At 54.4% G+C, this 16,380-nt stretch carries 13 protein-coding genes and 3 pseudogenes; 6 read left to right on the top strand and 10 right to left on the bottom strand.

Features of this window, described 5'->3' with window-relative positions:
* Positions 1–64 precede the first annotated feature (64 nt).
* Positions 65–1,069: an SDR family oxidoreductase gene (locus EL257_RS17665; protein WP_126364788.1), complete on the bottom strand. Its 1,005-nt coding sequence runs from the start codon at positions 1,067–1,069 to the stop codon at positions 65–67.
* A gap of 219 nt (positions 1,070–1,288) precedes the next feature.
* Here EL257_RS17665 and EL257_RS17670 point away from each other — a divergent pair, with 219 nt between their 5' ends.
* From EL257_RS17670 to EL257_RS17680, 3 genes are read left to right on the top strand one after another with little or no spacing between them, the layout of a single operon-like run.
* Positions 1,289–2,245: a PfkB family carbohydrate kinase gene (locus EL257_RS17670; RefSeq protein WP_126364790.1), complete on the top strand. Its 957-nt coding sequence runs from the start codon at positions 1,289–1,291 to the stop codon at positions 2,243–2,245.
* The gene (locus EL257_RS17675; protein ID WP_126364792.1) at positions 2,238–4,610 is read left to right on the top strand and encodes a glycosyl hydrolase family 65 protein; all 2,373 of its coding nucleotides are present in this window, start codon (positions 2,238–2,240) and stop codon (positions 4,608–4,610) included. Before EL257_RS17670 ends, EL257_RS17675 begins: the two co-directional genes overlap by 8 nt.
* Complete coding sequence (locus EL257_RS17680; protein WP_126364794.1) at positions 4,607–5,233, top strand: DUF2238 domain-containing protein; 627 nt, start codon at positions 4,607–4,609, stop codon at positions 5,231–5,233. Before EL257_RS17675 ends, EL257_RS17680 begins: the two co-directional genes overlap by 4 nt.
* Positions 5,234–6,575: 1,342 nt before the next feature.
* Here EL257_RS17680 and EL257_RS17685 read toward each other — a convergent pair.
* Entirely contained in the window at positions 6,576–6,878 is a 303-nt protein-coding gene (locus EL257_RS17685) for a hypothetical protein (RefSeq protein WP_126364796.1), read from the bottom strand.
* Between the two features lie 178 nt (positions 6,879–7,056).
* On the opposite strand from EL257_RS17685, the pseudogene EL257_RS17690 reads away from it, so the two are divergent.
* Positions 7,057–8,196 (top strand): annotated as a pseudogene (locus EL257_RS17690) (zinc-dependent alcohol dehydrogenase).
* 274 nt (positions 8,197–8,470) lie between these two features.
* On the opposite strand, the gene EL257_RS28470 reads toward EL257_RS17690, so the two are convergent.
* The 5 genes and pseudogenes from EL257_RS28470 to EL257_RS28285 all read right to left on the bottom strand — a co-directional run bounded on the left by EL257_RS28470 (position 8,471) and on the right by EL257_RS28285 (position 10,982).
* Positions 8,471–8,764, bottom strand: a complete 294-nt coding sequence (locus tag EL257_RS28470) for a DUF2934 domain-containing protein (protein ID WP_197722573.1) — start codon at positions 8,762–8,764, stop codon at positions 8,471–8,473.
* Between the two features lie 318 nt (positions 8,765–9,082).
* The gene (locus tag EL257_RS17700; RefSeq protein WP_126364798.1) at positions 9,083–9,409 is read right to left on the bottom strand and encodes a four-helix bundle copper-binding protein; all 327 of its coding nucleotides are present in this window, start codon (positions 9,407–9,409) and stop codon (positions 9,083–9,085) included.
* A gap of 148 nt (positions 9,410–9,557) precedes the next feature.
* A complete protein-coding gene (locus tag EL257_RS28075; protein WP_232013031.1) occupies positions 9,558–9,737 on the bottom strand; it encodes a transposase domain-containing protein in 180 nt (59 codons plus the stop codon).
* Positions 9,738–10,510: pseudogene (gene tnpC / locus EL257_RS17705) on the bottom strand (IS66 family transposase).
* A 214-nt stretch (positions 10,511–10,724) separates the two neighbouring features.
* Positions 10,725–10,982, bottom strand: coding sequence for a YetF domain-containing protein (locus EL257_RS28285; protein ID WP_331852549.1), 258 nt, complete (start codon positions 10,980–10,982; stop codon positions 10,725–10,727).
* A 585-nt stretch (positions 10,983–11,567) separates the two neighbouring features.
* Here EL257_RS28285 and EL257_RS17715 point away from each other — a divergent pair.
* Positions 11,568–12,491: an NADP-dependent oxidoreductase gene (locus tag EL257_RS17715; RefSeq protein ID WP_126364802.1), complete on the top strand. Its 924-nt coding sequence runs from the start codon at positions 11,568–11,570 to the stop codon at positions 12,489–12,491.
* A 41-nt stretch (positions 12,492–12,532) separates the two neighbouring features.
* Positions 12,533–12,978: pseudogene (locus EL257_RS17720) on the top strand (thiol-disulfide oxidoreductase DCC family protein).
* Here EL257_RS17720 and EL257_RS17725 read toward each other — a convergent pair.
* Genes EL257_RS17725 through EL257_RS17735 form a run of 3 tightly spaced genes read right to left on the bottom strand, consistent with a single transcriptional unit; the run spans position 12,975 to position 16,098 of the window.
* The gene (locus EL257_RS17725) at positions 12,975–13,784 is read right to left on the bottom strand and encodes an alpha/beta hydrolase (protein WP_126368172.1); all 810 of its coding nucleotides are present in this window, start codon (positions 13,782–13,784) and stop codon (positions 12,975–12,977) included. The pseudogene EL257_RS17720 and the gene EL257_RS17725 overlap by 4 nt on opposite strands.
* A gap of 5 nt (positions 13,785–13,789) precedes the next feature.
* The gene (locus EL257_RS17730; RefSeq protein ID WP_126364804.1) at positions 13,790–15,193 is read right to left on the bottom strand and encodes a hypothetical protein; all 1,404 of its coding nucleotides are present in this window, start codon (positions 15,191–15,193) and stop codon (positions 13,790–13,792) included.
* Positions 15,190–16,098 (bottom strand): alpha/beta fold hydrolase, encoded by a 909-nt coding sequence (locus tag EL257_RS17735; protein ID WP_126364806.1) that lies wholly within the window; start codon positions 16,096–16,098, stop codon positions 15,190–15,192. The genes EL257_RS17730 and EL257_RS17735 overlap by 4 nt, the downstream gene beginning before the upstream one ends.
* Positions 16,099–16,380 lie beyond the last annotated feature (282 nt).

Genomic DNA, 16,380 nt, shown 5'->3' on the forward strand with positions numbered 1-16,380 from the left:
AGCGAATTCTAGGCATCACCGAGCATAGTCAGCGCCTGCCGATGGCAGGCGCATCAATCTCACGTCAAGGCTGTCCCTTCCCCCCTGATGCTCCGTATACCTGTCCTGTCACATAACTGGACTTGGGCGAGGCCAACTGGACATACACCGGGGCGATTTCCGCAGGTTGTCCAGGCCTCTTCATCGGGGTGTCGCTTCCAAATTGTTTAAGTTTAGCCATAGTTTGCCCTCCGCTGACTTGCAGAGGCGTCCAAAAAGGCCCTGGTGCGACCGCATTCACCCGAATACCTTTGTCGGCCAGTTGCTTGGCCAAGCCCTTGCTGAAATTGGCGATACCGGCCTTCGTCATCGCATAGTCCAGCAGATTCTCCGAAGGATCATATGCATTGACTGACGCAGTATTAATGATCGCCGATCCTTCCGGCATAACGGCAACCGCCGCCTTAGTTATCCAGAATAAAGCATACAGATTAGTCTTGAGCGTCCAATCGAAATGTTCGTCAGAGATATCGAGAATCGAATCGTAACTGTGCTGCCGCCCGGCGTTGTTGACCAGAATGTCAAGTCCACCGAGCGCTTGGGCGGCATCTTTAACCAAACGTCGGCAGAATTCAGCGCTTCTTATATCGCCAGGAATGGTCACGGCCTTGCGACCTGCTTGACGTATCAACTGCGCGACTTCCTGAGCATCGGCCTCCTCGTCAGGCAAGTAGTTGATTGCCACGTCCGCTCCTTCTCGCGCAAATGCGATGGCGACCGCGCGACCAATGCCCGAGTCACCACCGGTGATCAGAGCACGCCTCCCCGCAAGTTGCTGGCTACCCTGGTAACTGCTTTCGCCATGATCAGGACGTGGATCCATCTTGCCGGCAAGTCCCGGCCAAGGCTGCGATTGCTCCGCGAAAGGCGGCTTCGGATAACTGAGTTGCGGATTGCGCAGCGGCTTGGGAGCGTCTGAAGGAACCGTTGCAGCTTGGGCAGCAAGCGGTGCAACAAGACCGACTGCGGCAGTCATCGCAGCCCCCTGAAGCACAAGTCGGCGAGAAGGTTTGAAATCGGATGAATCCATGATGTCTTCCTCTTCATTATGATGATCGGGCCATGCGGCCGCTCGTGGCGTTGATCAAGGCTCACCGACGCTAGACGATGACCATCGCACCGGAGTTCAACGATTGGGACGGTCGGTTTGGAACAAACACTAACTTGGCAGAGCACTCCGTCTATTACCAAGAACCTACGGCAACATCATCGGTCTTCAATACAGATCGCTAAATGGAGCTGAGATCCAATGGCAGCCGTTCTGATTTCGTTGGGCAGCATCAATGCCGACTTCCAAGTGAAGGTTGATCACGAACCTGGAAGCGCAGAAACGCTACTAGCGCATGATTTCTTGCGCCTTTGCGGGGGAAAGGCAGCCAACACGGCTTATCTGGGTTCGCTGTTCGGTCTGAACAGTCATCTCCTGGGCAGGGTTGGCGATGACGACCTAGCGACCCAGGTGCTCCAATCCCTTGGTCAGGCCGGGGTGAACATCGATGGTGTTTCCCGGGCGACAGATAGCTCGACCGCTGTGTCGATGATCATCGTGCCTCCTGAAGGTAAAAAGCAGATAGTACTGGCGGCGAACGCCAACGATAGCTGGAACGAAACGTCGATCAAACAGGTATTGACGTGTATAGATAACTCGCCGCGCCCCGCATGTTTGGTTATTGATGCTGAGATTGACCCCATGGTTACGAGTCAGGCTATTGCTCGCGCCAAGGTTCTCGGTATTCCTGTGGTACTCGACCCTTCCTTTCCCGAGCGTGTCGACCCTGCTTGGCTCGACGAACTGACTGCAATCACGCCAAATAGCGAGGAAGCTTCCATTCTGTTGGGCGCCAAGGCTGATTCGCTGGAGGAAGCGACTCAAGCCGCCTCGCAGCTTTTCGCTCGAGGTGTACGCATCGCCTGCATCAAGCTCAGAAATGGTGGCGCGGTTATGGCCCATGCGGAAGGTACGTATCAGATTCCCTCCGGCAATGTTCCCGTCGTTGACAGCACTGGCGCAGGAGACGCCTTTACCGGTGTGCTGGCGATTTCGCTGCTCCAAGGCTTCGCCCCCTTACAGGCAGCCTGTCGGGCCGTTGCTGCGTCCGATATCGCCGTTACCAGATACGGCTCGCAGCCATCCTACGCTGCTGCCGATCGCGTCGATGAACACGCCCGTGCTATTGAGCCTCGAGTGAGACGGCTTCATGGTTGAGATCGTCTTTGATCATTATGATGCTGGGGATGAGCGCCGCCGCGAAGCGTTACTGACCCTCGGCAATGGCGTGGTGGCCTGGCGCGCTAGTGCTCCTGAAGCAGCGTTCATAGGCGCAGAAACCAAGCATTACGCGGGTCTATATAGGGCGGGTTGGTATGATAATGCGCAACGTATGGTCAACGGCCGAATGGTACGAATCGATTCACTGGTTAACCTTCCCGATCCATCCGGTCTCATTTTCTCCGCTGATGGCGAGCAATGGGTTGAAGGATCAGTAACGAGCTATCGGCAGTATCTGGATCTGGAGACCTCTGTTCTGAGACGAGATCTACAGCTGCGACTCGGCGACAATCGCTTGGAACTAAAAGAGGAGCGCTTCGTAAGTCTGGCCGATCCAACCCTCACAATTCTACGCTGGGAGATCCAATCGGACGATGCACTGGATCAGTTCGTCGTGCACTCATTGCTGGACGGGGACACCACTAACCGTCTGATCGAGCGTGATCAGGCCTATGAAGGCAAACGTCTTGAAATAGAAAATGTCGTTCATAATGAGGATGGCTTCGCAGCGCTGCTCGCTCGTCTACCCGAGTCCGGCGAGCAAGTAGCGGTAGCTTGTCAGTTGATCGCTCATCCATCCATGCATTGGTCAACCGCAGTGTCGCAGAAGCGACTGACTCAACAGGCCTGCTCGTCGGCTGGCCATTCATGTTGGGTCATTGAAAAACGTGTTCGAGTCCTCCTGAACAGGGAAATACCGCAACCGTTCGCCTCGATCACACAGCTTCTACCTAAGATTACTTACGCTGTTTTGCGTGGTGAACATGAGCAACGATGGAAAGCGATCTGGGCCCATATCGGCCTCAAACTGAACGATGCCTCGTTATCCATGCCGCTTCGCCTGGGGATGTGGCACGTGCTGCAAAACAGCCCTATCGCGCAGGACAATGCCGATCAGGGATTTCCTTCGCGGGGTTGGCAGGAGGGTTATTTCGCCCAGATTTTCTGGGATGAAATGTTTGCGTTTCCCTTTCTTGCCAGCCAATTCAGCAAGGTTAGCGAGCGGCTGCTTGATTACCGCTATCGCCGCCTCGGCGCAGCGAAACGAAGCGCTAATGAAGCAGGTTTTGAGGGCGCGATGTTCCCTTGGCGCAGCGCTCGCGACGGAACCGAGCAAACGCCTCCGTTTCGCCTGAATCCGCTTTCCGGCCGCTGGATGAAAGATCCCACATGTCTGCAGCGTCACATCGGCAGCGCTGTAGTCTATGACGTCTGGCAGCACTTTCAAATTACCGGAAATTTGGACTGGTTCGCGCGCGTGGGAGCCGAACTGATGATCGAAGTAGCGCGATTTTGGGCGAGCAGGGTCGCTGAAGACCTAGTAACCGGCCGCTACATGATTCGTGGCGTCATCGGGCCGGATGAATACCACAACAGCTATCCCGGCAATCCGCAACCCGGACTAGACAATAACGCTTACACCAACATGATGGCCGCATGGGTATTGTTCCAGACTCATTGCATGCTTGAGTACCTGCCCAGAGATCAACGAACGACTCTGATGCAGCGCCTGCAGGTTGATAGAGCCGAGCCCGAGGCTTGGAGCCGGATCGCCCAACGGATATATCTGCCCTTCCTGCCCGATGGCGTGCTGAATCAGTTCGACGGTTATGAGCAATTGCTTGCCTCAGTACCTAATTGGGAGAAGGGAAGTGATCCGCGTCTGGACTGGTTGCTGGAGGCGCGCGATGACTCTACCGATCGTTATGGACTGACCAAACAGGCCGATGTGCTGACATTGTTCTACCTGTTCCCTGCCCCAGAGCTAAAACGACTGTGCGAAGCGATGGGCTATCCGTTCGATGAGTCTGAAATGCAGCGCACCGTGGAATTTCATCTGGCGCGAATCACCCATGAATCCAGCCTGTCGAAAGTCATTTGCGCCGGCGCGCTTGCACAGTTACAACCCGAAACCTCATGGAAATTCTTTCGGGATTGCCTGCGCACCGACCTTGATGCGCCATCCGATAGCGGAACGCTTGAGGGCGTGCATCTGGCAGCTATGGGCGGAGCCATCGACGTGCTGCAGCGGCACTATCTGGGCATATTTCCGATGCCGGACACCCTTCACCTGCGCCCTTCCATCCCTGCGGCCCTAGACGGCGTGACCCTGGGATTCCGCTTTCGCGGCCAACATATGCAGGTTTCTCTTCAATCCCGTCGACTGACGCTTAAGCTCGCGGAAGAAGCCAGCCCTGTTGACATTTTCTGCGCCGGCCGCCGCCTGACCCTTGCCCCTGGAAAAAGCCTAAGTTTGAACTGTTCTAATGCAATGATAACGAACGATAAGGAGGATCCATGAGCCCTACCGCAAGTCCAGCGTTTGTTAACCGAGCGCTTTGGGGATTCAGCCTTGTGTTCGTGGCAATGGGTATCGCCCCCCTCGACCGCAAAACCTGGCTCGCGGAAAATCTTTTGGTGGTGCTGCTTATAGGCTTGCTGTGGTACAAGCGCCGCCGGCCAGAGCTTTCGCGCGGAGCTTGGTGGGCAATGATGTTGTTTTTGATCATTCACCAAGCGGGAACTCATTACAGTTACCCAGAGGTGCCTTATAATCTCTGGCTCATTAATATCTTTAACCTCAATCTTGACGGGCTCATGGGATGGCAGCGCAATCAATTTGATCACTTTGCCCACCTGAGTTACGGATTACTGATGATCCTGCCCTTGTGGGAAATAACGAAAAAGATGGGCCTGACACCTGGTTACATCTCCTTTATCGCTTGGAATTTGATCATAAGTTCGTCGGCTGTTTATGAATTGCTGGAATGGATTGGCGGCGCATATCTAGGCAACAACCAAACCGGTCTCGTCGGTTCCCAAAACGATTTCTGGGACGCGCAAAAAGATGTAGCACTCGCGGGCCTCGGCGCGGGACTGACTTTGCTAACTATGAAATATATGAAATGGGATAGATCAACGTAAATTAACTATGGCAGCTGCCTGTCTAATCACCAGAAATGGAAGTACGTTAACTTCTCTTGGAGTTTTGAACAGAAATTATCAGGGCTTCGCTACCCGTGTCTTTCAGTTATCTAATCTGACTTATACGTGTCCGAAAAAACGACGCTCGGTCGATATAGGTTACTGATCCTCGAACCGGGCAATACACGGCTTCTTAGCGTTGCTCGTCCGGATTACCCGGTTGATGTGCAAATGTCGGCCAACGATCACGTATCCAAAAATATTCAGCCGGTGGCCTAGTCGTGACCAGATAAACTCGTTGCTCGAAGTCCTCAGTCACCACCACGCATTTGAGTGATCGTCCAGGCCCGACATAAAACCAATGCGGCGCACGGTCAATATCATATGCCATGTAACGATCTACCAATCCTATTGCCGGCTGGTAGCGTGGGACGTCACTACAATTATGTTTGAGCTCTCGTTCGTCAATCCAACCACCCTCCGGGCTACGGCCAGACTGATCGCTCCGTCGCCCCCATGCTACCCACCCCAAATCTGTCCCGTCCTCTAACACCACCGGCAAAGCTGACCCTGGATCGGAAAAATAGGCTTTCACGTTTTTGGGGTCACCACTGATGACTTTGATCTCTACTCCCTCACACATAGCCACTTCCTCACTTGTCAATGTCAGAACAATTGACTACAAATGCGGCTAAAAATTTACCGCATTACAGTCAGGCTGGGAATTGTCGGTAAGTCTCGGAATCGGCCAACGTCGTGTGTCTTCTTGTCTCAGTACCATGCAATGTGCCTGCGTAGCCACGCTCCGGACATTTCATCTGTCGCGAGTCACCTATGATCCAGCCTGTCCAACGCCCTATGCGCCGAAGCGGGCACCCACAAACAGCCAAAAACTGATGTCAATCCTATAGCGATGGCATACGCTCCCTATCTCGACGCGCCGGTTCGGAATGCAAGCATCGGCCGGCCATGGCTTGATCCGGCGACGCGCTTCAGCGCCGCTATCTGGGCATATATCCGACGCAGAATGCCCTACGCCCTCCTATCGCCTAAGGCCTAGGCGCCGTGACCATGGGACTCTCCCTCATCAACAGCACGAAGGTATGTGTTTAATCCCATCGAATGACGCTTGAATATGCGAAAGAAGCCATTACCCTAGACGTTTGCAACAACGGCCGCCGTTTGAAACTTAGCTCTTAGAAAGCCTGCATCGCGACGGGCCTAACACAACGATCCCGAACAATACAATAAGGATACGAGACCTGCAGCAGCGTCTATGGAGTGCTCGGGCGGAGTTTTTCCGGAAGCTCACCCTCAGAGTTGCAAAGGACTTAAAGCGAATTCAAGCGCCTGATTCCGGATTGTCGGATGGAACTCCGCGATGCTCCTTATCACCCTCTACGAGATCGTTCATCTTGGGGTCAACATCGGGATCATCGATTCGGCTTGGCCTTTCGGACGCCTGTCGCTGCGTCGCCACAGAGGTGCAGGCCTCCACTTCGGTCGTATCCACCTCTATAGGAGCTTGGTCGTTGGGGATTGGTGGGACATTTGGGGAACCATTGTTGACCCCTTTTCCGGCTTTGCTGTCGTTTAAGTTGGCTCCGCACTTTTGTGACTCGGCGGCGGGTAATTTGTCATTCATTTCATACTCTCCTTTGCCATAGGCCTCTGGCGTAAGATTAAAGCACCGAATTCAAGTGCCACCGTTTTGACGAACGGCAGTTTCCCGCCGTTGGTCAGTGCAATTGTGCATTCATTAAACGATCTCGCTGAGCTGATCCTCGAAAACTCTACCTATAAACAAAACGAGGATATTCGCCATGAAAGCTGTTGTTTTCCACGGTGTGGGTGATATCCGGCTTGAGGATGTCCCAGACCCTGTCATCGAATCACCGACGGACGCCATCGTGCGAATCACCACGTCGGCCATATGCGGTACCGATCTTCACTTCATCAGAGGCAGCTTCCCGGACATGCAACCTGGAACAATACTGGGCCATGAAGGGGTGGGTATTGTGGAGGCCCTGGGTGACGACGTACGCAACCTTGAGGTGGGTGATCGGGTAATCATTCCTTCCACCATCGCATGTGGTAACTGCTCATATTGCAGGGCGGGTATTACTCGCAATGCGATACGGCCAACCCCAACGGCAAAACCGCAGGTACAGCCTTTTTCGGCGGCCCCAAATCGACAGGGCCATTCAATGGCTTAGCCGAAAAGGCACGTATTCCCTACGCCAATATCGGCCTGATAAGGCTGCCCCAAGCAGTTACGGATGATCAAGCGATTGCTATGTCGGATATCTCCCAACGGCCTGGTTCGGGGCTGAAATGGCAGAAATCAAGGATGGGTCAACGGTCGCCGTCTTCGGTTGCGGCCCCGTCGGATTGTTCGCGATCATCAACGCTCGACTAATGGGCGCATCGCGCGTGTTCGCGATCGATGGGCTGACGGATCGACTCGAACGCGCGAGACATTTGGGTGCGGAATGTATCAATTTTGAAAAAGAGGATCCCATTCAAGTCTTGTCTCGCCAGACAGGCGAGATCGGAGTGAATTGCGCGATCGACGCCGTGGGAATTGACGCAAATCACAGTCATTGCGGACACTCTCATAGCGAAGTGCAGTGGCAACCAGGAGATGCTCCCGCGCAGGCATTGCAATTGGGGCGTTCAAGGCTTGGCAAAGGCTGGTGTGCTATCGATTATCGGTGTCTACCCGCCGATTTTTGATAGCTTCCCAATATGCGCGGCGATGAACAAGAACATCCGCATAAACATGGGCAATTGTCATCATCGCAAGTACATTCCAAAGCTGATTCAGCTGACATTGGCAGGTAAGTTCGATCCCGCCAAGATACTCACCCATGATGAACCGGTTAGGGATGCAGTCAGCGCTTTTGAAGCTTTCGAACCGACACAAACAAGGCTGGATCAAAGTCAAGTTGCAGGCGGGCTAAAGTCATAATGCTTGAGCCATCACTATGTGGCTAGGGAGCCTCGATTAACATCGAAGCATGTACTTTGTTAAGCGATCGAAAATACTCCACATAAGTCTGGCCCGTTCAGCGGGCCTTTTCGCATTTTCTGTAATGGTTCAGCTGTCCGGCTAAAGGGGCAAGTCGCTGCCAACCCTCTGGCAAAACAAGGCTCAGGGAAAAGCGGATCAACATGGCCTAATCGGACTACGCATTGCCAGGTTAGCGATCCGCGATTTAGTTGGCATTACGATTGTTATTCGCCCCGTTGAAATGCTGCCTGTAGCTCCTCTCTAGCCTGATACCAAAAATCATCTTCGGAGCCTGCTCGCCTACCGCTTGACTCCCACAATTCGTAGGCACGCTGGCGAATATCGTTTTCGCTTATGGCAGTCGGAGCGTTGGGCGCACCTATCATCTCACTATCATCGTCGACCAAGTCCCCCTCAGTCGCCGACTGAAATGGTGAGCCCGTGGTGTCAGGTAGAGCTTGTTTCAACTCACTCTCTACCGGAGCGCTTGCGGCAGGATTTTTTCTAACCGTAGCCATGTTCGTGTACCTCACTTAGTCAATGCACCCTAGAGTGCGTCTTAATTCGAGAAAGATCGGGGACGCGAGTTTCATCATCTTATACGTGGTGCGACAGAAGGGGATCCGAAGTATGAGAGCGCCACCCGATCGCAGGGTAAAAGAGAGAGTTACGGGATGACTTACAGCGTCCGGCGGCGATCAAATTCGAACCAGTCTGCAAGCATGAACGTGCACGATCAGTAGTAAGTGTTCGGCAAAGTCACCTTCCAGACCCCATCAATAAGCGGGATGGTGTCCAACATTTCGGCGTCGGACACCTCGCAATCCTCTGTTATTTTAAGCGGCCATTTTTTCACACGCGCCCGCGCACGCTATGCAAGCCTTTGAGCAGTTATGGCAATGATCCGCGTCATGCTTGCCGCACTCATCAGCGCAGGCGCGACAGACTTTTGCGCATAGCTCACAAAACTCAGCTGCAAATGGACTTCCACGTGCCATCAACGCGGCGGCAAGCCTGCACATATCCGCGCAGTCCCTATCCAGCTGAATACATTTTGCCATCATTTGGACGTCCTGCTCGTCCAGACAGGCAGAGGCACAGGCCTCACAGGTTAGAGCACACTTCGTGCATTCTGAGATGCATGCTTCAAAGTTGGCGTTCATAAAAATCTCCAATATCGTTGGTCGATTCTGAAGTCCCATCGGGCCTTTTTACTCGAAGAGACCTAAAATTGACCTGCTATGGAAGGCCGCCGTTGCAAGAAAATAATTACATTTCTGTCAGCAGCGATCAGCGAAGATGCGGGCACAGTCAGGCTGGCATCCATTGCTGTGGAACCAGTGCCTCAATCTCACTGGCCCGCTGCGTCGGCAGCCGCGTGAGCGCGTCCTTGAGATAAGCATACGGATAATGCCGGTTGATGCGCGCTGGCTGGATCAGGCCCATGATCGCCGCCGCCCGCTTGCCGCTGCGCAGCGACCCGGCAAACAATCAGTTCGATCGCCCAAGCGCCCACGGCCGGATCAAGTTCTTGAGCTGGTTGTTGTCGATGTGCACAGCACCATCTTCCAGGTAGCGCGTGAGCGCTGCCCAGCGTTTATGGCTGTATCCAGGGTCTTGGCCGCGAACCCTCGGGCACAAGTTCGCGTTGAGCCAATCCACCCATGCAATTTCTCAGCGATGGAGACCTGTGGTTCCTGTCGTAGTCGCCAGCGATCTTCATCGCCCATTTCCGGGGCGTGTCGCTCGACCTCGTACAGGCCACCGATTGAGTGCAAGGCCTGCTCCGCCAACTGGCTTTTGTTCGCCGCGTGCAGGTCGAAGAATTTGCGGCGGGCGTGGGCCATGCAGCCGATTTCTGTGATACCCAACTGGAAGCTGGCCTTGTACCCGGCGAAGCCGTCACAGACCAACTTGCCTTTCCACGGGCCCAGGAAGTTACGAGTGTGTTCGCCGGCACGGCTGGGGCTGAAGTCGTAGACCACTGCCGTGAGCTCGGAAAATGGCGTGGTGCTGTAAGCCCAGACATAAGCGCGGTGAGTATTCTTCTCGCCTGGAGCCAGCATTTGTACCGGCGTTTCATCGGCGTGGACTACGCGCTGGGCCAGCACTGTTTCGCGCAGCGCATCGACCAGTGGCTGAAGCTGCATGCCGGTCTGTCCGACCCACTGCGCCAGTGTCGAGCGCGGGATGGCCAGGCCTGTACGGCCGAAGATATTTTCCTGTCGATAGAGCGGCAAGTGGTCGGCGAACTTGCCCACCATCACGTGCGCCAGCGGGCCGGCAGTGGGGGATACCCTTTTCGATCACCTGCGGCGGTACTTGGGCCTGGATCAGTGTTTCGCACTGCCGGCAGCCCATACCCCACGCACATGTTGCTCGACGTTAAGTACGCCAGGCGTGTATCCAGCTTCGCAATATACGTATCCTTGAATCCTGCTGCCGTTAGGTGGTTTAACGCTTATTGAACGATGATTGTCACTTCGTGATAATCGAAATCTGACCGTTACGCTCGATGATGGCGAACTTGATTTGATCCACAGTTTCGATGCATTGAGAGAGGCGAGCAGCTTGCATGATGTCATCTTCCTCGATTCTTGCTTCATGCATACCGGTACGGAGGTACAGACCGTTTTCTACGACGATAGTGGGGCCGCCGTCGATGAGTTTTTCAAATCGCCTAGCTAGGTTTGTGCCAGATGCCTGGTGCTGGGGCTCCGACGTCGCTTCGACCACAATTCGGACAAGGCAAAGGAACAATCAAGTCATCGTTACAGATGCAGCAGACTTATGAGAAGGATCGATCGGCTTGGCTCGGGAAGAGATTCAGCTTTAAACGTGCCCCATACCGTCCGTCAGCTGGGCATCAAACCCGCTAAACCAAATGCAGCACAAACTCCTCCATCTAAGAATCAATAGGTTTGTGAGGCAGACCATGATAGCAGTAGCGTTTCAGGGTGGTGGCAACAGGAGGCTCAACGATTCTTCCACGACGAAGATTCAGCGGCTGACAGACGCTCTGTGTGCGCATTTCCACGTCAACAAGTTATGCACGGACTTGCAATCTATTCGCGGCAGGACGCCGTGCATAGAGCATTGGTCGATGCACGTCCATAGGGGCGTTGCTAGCGTCGTCAAGCCCCAGAGCGCCACATTGAACGAGCTGACTCTTGCGGGGAAAGTCGACCCGGCAAAACTTTTGACTCTGCGAGAACCACTATCGGACGCGATCAGCGCCTTCGCCGCGTTCGACTGCATGAAGCAGGACGGATCAAAGGCAAACTCAAACGCGATGAATGAAGCATCAACAGGAGTTCTCCCATGAAAGCCATACGAATCGAAACTTTTGGCGGCCCGGAAGTCATGGTCGTAAGAGACGTCGACATCCCCAACCCCGCCCCCAATGAAGTACTGGTAAGAAACATGGCGGCTGGCGTCAATCCCGTCGACTTCAAAATCAGGCAAGGCGAGTATCCCGAGGTCAAGCAAGACAAACTTCCTCTTACGATGGGCCGTGAAGTCGCGGGCGTGGTTGAATCAGTAGGCCGGGATGTGGATGAGTTTCGCCCAGGTGATCGAGTATTTGCAATGATCGGTGCGGACGGCGGATATGCTCAATACACCCGAGTTCCGGCAGCGCACTTGGCAATCGTCCCCACCTCACTGGATTGGCGGCCTGCGGCGGGCATTCCATTGGCAGCCCACACGGCGTGGCAAGCGCTAGTCGAACATGGACAATTGGAACAGGGCCAAAAAGTACTCATCCATGGGGGTACGGGAGGTGTCGGTCACTTCGCTGTGCAGTTCGCTCGGGTGAAAGGCGCGCAAGTGTATGCGACAGCGTCTACAGAAAGCCTGCCGTTTCTTGAACAATTGGGCGTAGACCGAGCAATCGACTACAAGAAAGAAAAATTCGAGGATATTTGCAGTGACTTTGATCTGGTTATCGATCTTATCGGCGGCGACACCCAGACCCGGTCATGGCAAGTGCTGGGCGATGGCGGACGGTTAGTATCTACCCTCACAATGCCTGATGCGCATCATCCCCAAGCCAAGGGAAAAACCGGCACGCGGTTCACGGCCCGTCCTGATGGTAAAGAACTCGCTGAAATAGCCGGGCTGATCGAGGCGAGTCAGGTCATCGTACGGATTCAAAAGGTCTTTGATCTAACCGAAGCCGCCGATGCTCTGGATTTCATAGCCAATGAGCATGTTCACGGCAAAGTCGTGCTCCGGGTCGCATAGCGTTGGTTTTTCTTTTTGGGCGGACTTACGGAGCACTGGCTATGAGTGATCGGCTTACTTCACCCGCTCCGATTTTGAATGTCGGTGAGACCGTCGTACTGTTCGACGGCACCTGCAAACTGTGCAACGGCTGGGCGAGATTTATCATCCGCCATGACCGTCTACATCACATTCGCCTAGCGACGGTGCAATCTTCTCAGGGACAGCAGTTGCTGGAGGGGCAGGACTACCCACCGATCGCTTTAAAACCATCGTACTGATCGCCAATGACCGAATTTTCATACGTTCAGACGCGATGTTTGAGATTATGAATCGCCTTCCAACTCCGTGGCCGTGGCTCAGCTTGGCTCGATTCGTACCGGGTATATTTCGTGACTGGGCTTACGACAGGATTGCGCTGAACCGCTACAAATTGTTTGGGAGGTACGACAGCAGCAAAGCGCCCCTGGCAGATCACCCACAGCGGTTTTTAGATCCTGCGCGTTAGCTCTGGTTTGCGACTTTACGCAGAAACTCCAGTACGTGCCGCTCACCACCACCCTCCCAAACGCCGACATGTCCTATTCCTGGGATCAGGATGACTTCGGAATGGCTATTTGCTGCAGCATGAAGTTGCCCGAAATGAGCGGGTGGAATCACCAAGTCTTCATCTCCGCCGTAAATCAGTAACGGTGCACGAACTCGACCAATCTTCGACAGGTTATCGTAACGATCGCGGGTCAGCCGCTCTGCGGGCAACCAGAAAAGACGTGCTTTAGCAACAGCTACGATGGAGGTGAACGGTGCTTCCAAGATAAGGCCAGCGCATTGTGTTTCAGTAGCCAGCTGCACCGCCACCCCACTGCCGAGGGAGTAGCCATGAATTACGACGGGCCGTCCTGTGCTTTCCAGTAACTTCAACGCTGCTCTGCCGTCGGAGTAAAGGCCTTGCTCACTCGGCCGACCAGGGTTACCTGCGAATCCACGGTACTCAACCTGCAGAACCCCGTAGCCTTCGTCGGCGAGCCGTTCCGCGATTGCTGACCGCTTACGCAAATCCTCTCCATTGCCATGTAGCAGCAAAATGCATAGCTGCGAGTCGGGTACCGGAGGACAATATCTGCACGCAAGCCCGAGACCATCGGCAGTAACCACAGACGCCCAGACAAAGCGCGGATCGAAATCGAGCGGGTGAGCCCGAGTTGTTCCTTCCCCCGGATAAATCAGCCGTCCTTGCAACCAATAAATCGCCATGAGGCCCGAAAGGTACAGTAGCAGGATCGCGGCGCCTGCAAAGGTAAGCAGGTACACCATCCAGATCACGGCTCGTTACCACTAAGCGTCTGAAGCTTGATCCCCCATGCCTCACCGTGACGCTGCAGTGCCTGCTCGAAAAAATCGAGGTTCATCGGTGGAGGCGGATCAAAACGGGGCTTCAGCCGCTGTAGATCCTTAGCGAAACGAGTGAAGGTGGCGAAGTCCCGAGGATAGCGTCGAGGGTCAACGCCTATAAGCCGAGCCTGTGCTTTTGCTCGACCTAGCGCCTGCCGCCAGCGCTCCATTGTGGCTAAACCCACCCCTTCAGTGCCATGCGAAAACAACATCAAATCGACCTCCTCGAGCCCTGCTGCTTGCGCAAGGTAGCGCTCAAGTAGCTCAGCGGAGGGCTCTACGCCGAAAAGCAGCCATAGCGGGATGGCTCTGAGGCTCAAGGTCGTATGAGGGTCACAGAGCAAAAAGCTGCCGACCAGCAGACGCTTGGCCTCAACACCTTGCTCGCCATACCATTGCCGGTAAATTTCGGCCGTCGGAATGCTTAAAGCCTCAGGTTCTACATAGCTGATTTCTACAAGATGCCATTGACGTTGCTCAGCCAGCTCTTTGAGATCTTCGAGCAACGCAGGGTCGAAACCCCACTCTGCCTCAGGCGCAAGTTCGGTCGTCTTCGGAGGTTCCCAATGTGTGCGAGGTATGTTGTACCGCGCCAAATAGTCGGCGATGCGAAGTGAGCCACTAAAGTATTCCGCCTCGGTCGCGCCGCCTGTGGCCCCAAACTGAAAGATTGAGCGCTTGCCCGTACGCGTCACTGGCCATTGTCGATTGCAACGGTTCACATAGAGCGTGGCGCCTTGCGGCAGATTGCGCAAAAGGAATTCCCGGTAAGCAAGCGGCAAACGCTGCAACTTGATTCGAAAGTACGTCATTTGTTGGAGCATCAGACGATCCTGATTCGGATCATGCATGTGATGCACTGCAATTCGCGCATCCGCCTCGAGTAAGTTGGCCACGGTGCCCAGTCCTTCTTGGAAAGCTCGCTGGGCGTCGTCTGGATCGTTCCCGAATGCTCGTACAGGGCATAAGAAGGTCTGCGGCAGCCAAGGGACTTTCATTGCAGCTGCCAGATGAATCATGGCGCCGTTCGAGGAACCAATAAACGCAGCGGGGTACTGTCGATCAGGGTATTGCCCGGCTACCCACTCGCTGACGGCCTCGATATCCAATCGTCGCGCCTGTCCTTCCCCTATGCCTTCAGCCATTCCACCGAAAGCATAAATCAACTCTCGGGATTTGCTTGGCAATGCATTGAGGATAAGCATCAACCTGTCCATAACAGTTGACTGGCTCGGGCTGGTGAAGGCCTTATCATGCAGCGCAGCCGCCAAGGCCTGAACCATCGCCGCAGCGGAATCAAAACGGGCGATACCCCGTGGGGGCCGACTCATTTATCGATTCTCCCGGAATGATTTTCTTCGCCCAAAAAGTCTGCCACTGCTTGGGCGAAACTGAAGGGGTACACGTAGTTCATGGTGTGAGTGGCGCCCTCAAGCAGCCGAAATTGGCCGTTTGGCAACAAATCGCATGCTCGTTGCGCCCACGGAGTTGGAACTACCGGATCGCGAGTGCCTTGCAGGATCAGACACGGTGACTGGATTGAGGGCAGACGGGTTTCGACTCTGTCTCGAATCAGTCTGTACATGCTGGTCAAAGCGCGCCAAGGGCCGGCTTTGGCATAATCGACACGGCCGATGTCTGCACTCGATCTCTGGCGCTCGCGACGGCCGTTGAGAACGGCGCGGCTTATCTGAGTGAAGAGATTTCGCGCATCCGGATTGACAGTTAGCCCCTGCAATACAAGACGATCAACGACTGCAGGATGGCGCACCGCGAGCATAGTCAACACTTGGCAGCCGAAGGAATTACCGATAAAGGAAGCCTTGCCAACATTCATCGCGGTCAGCCACATAAACAGTGCGTCACTGAGGCTTTCGATACTCAGGGAGCTGCGAGGTGATCCGACGACGCTCTCGCCATACCCGGGCATATCGGGGGCCAGCACACGATAACCATTTCCCGCCAATGCCAACGCCAAAGGCTCCATATAACGACTGGAAATGACCAAACCGTGTACCAATACCACGACTGGCGAACCTATATCGCCAACGCTGCGGGTAAACATACGCCAAGGCCCAGCCTGTATGTACTGGCCGTTTATGCCGAGCTGCAGGCTTTTTTCACTCAGCGCCGGCGTACGAGCCAAGCGGCGATAACTTCGATAACCGGCAACTGTACATAGGCCTGCGGCGCCGACCAAAACCCAAGTTAGATTTTTACGGTGAGATTGCTTCATCGCTTTTTTCCCACGGTGTTGATTTAATGTCCCTAAAGGAACAGTGATCTGATCTTCAAAATCCGCCTGTTTTCACTGGCTTCAAGAATGTTCGTGATCCTCCCACGGGCTCCTCATCCAATTTTTACTCAGGTTCAGCAGACGCTGCGCAGTGGATTCGTCATAACGGGCATACCCGCCCTCGCCCAGCATTTTTTCTGGCTCCCCAGCCAGAGACCATCGACAAAGAGAGTTAAGCCAACGGGCACCACTAATGCGTTAGAAAATCCGTAGTTCTACGCC

Origin of the sequence: Pseudomonas fluorescens (genome assembly GCF_900636825.1) — a bacterium.
Classification (GTDB): domain Bacteria; phylum Pseudomonadota; class Gammaproteobacteria; order Pseudomonadales; family Pseudomonadaceae; genus Aquipseudomonas; species Aquipseudomonas fluorescens_BG.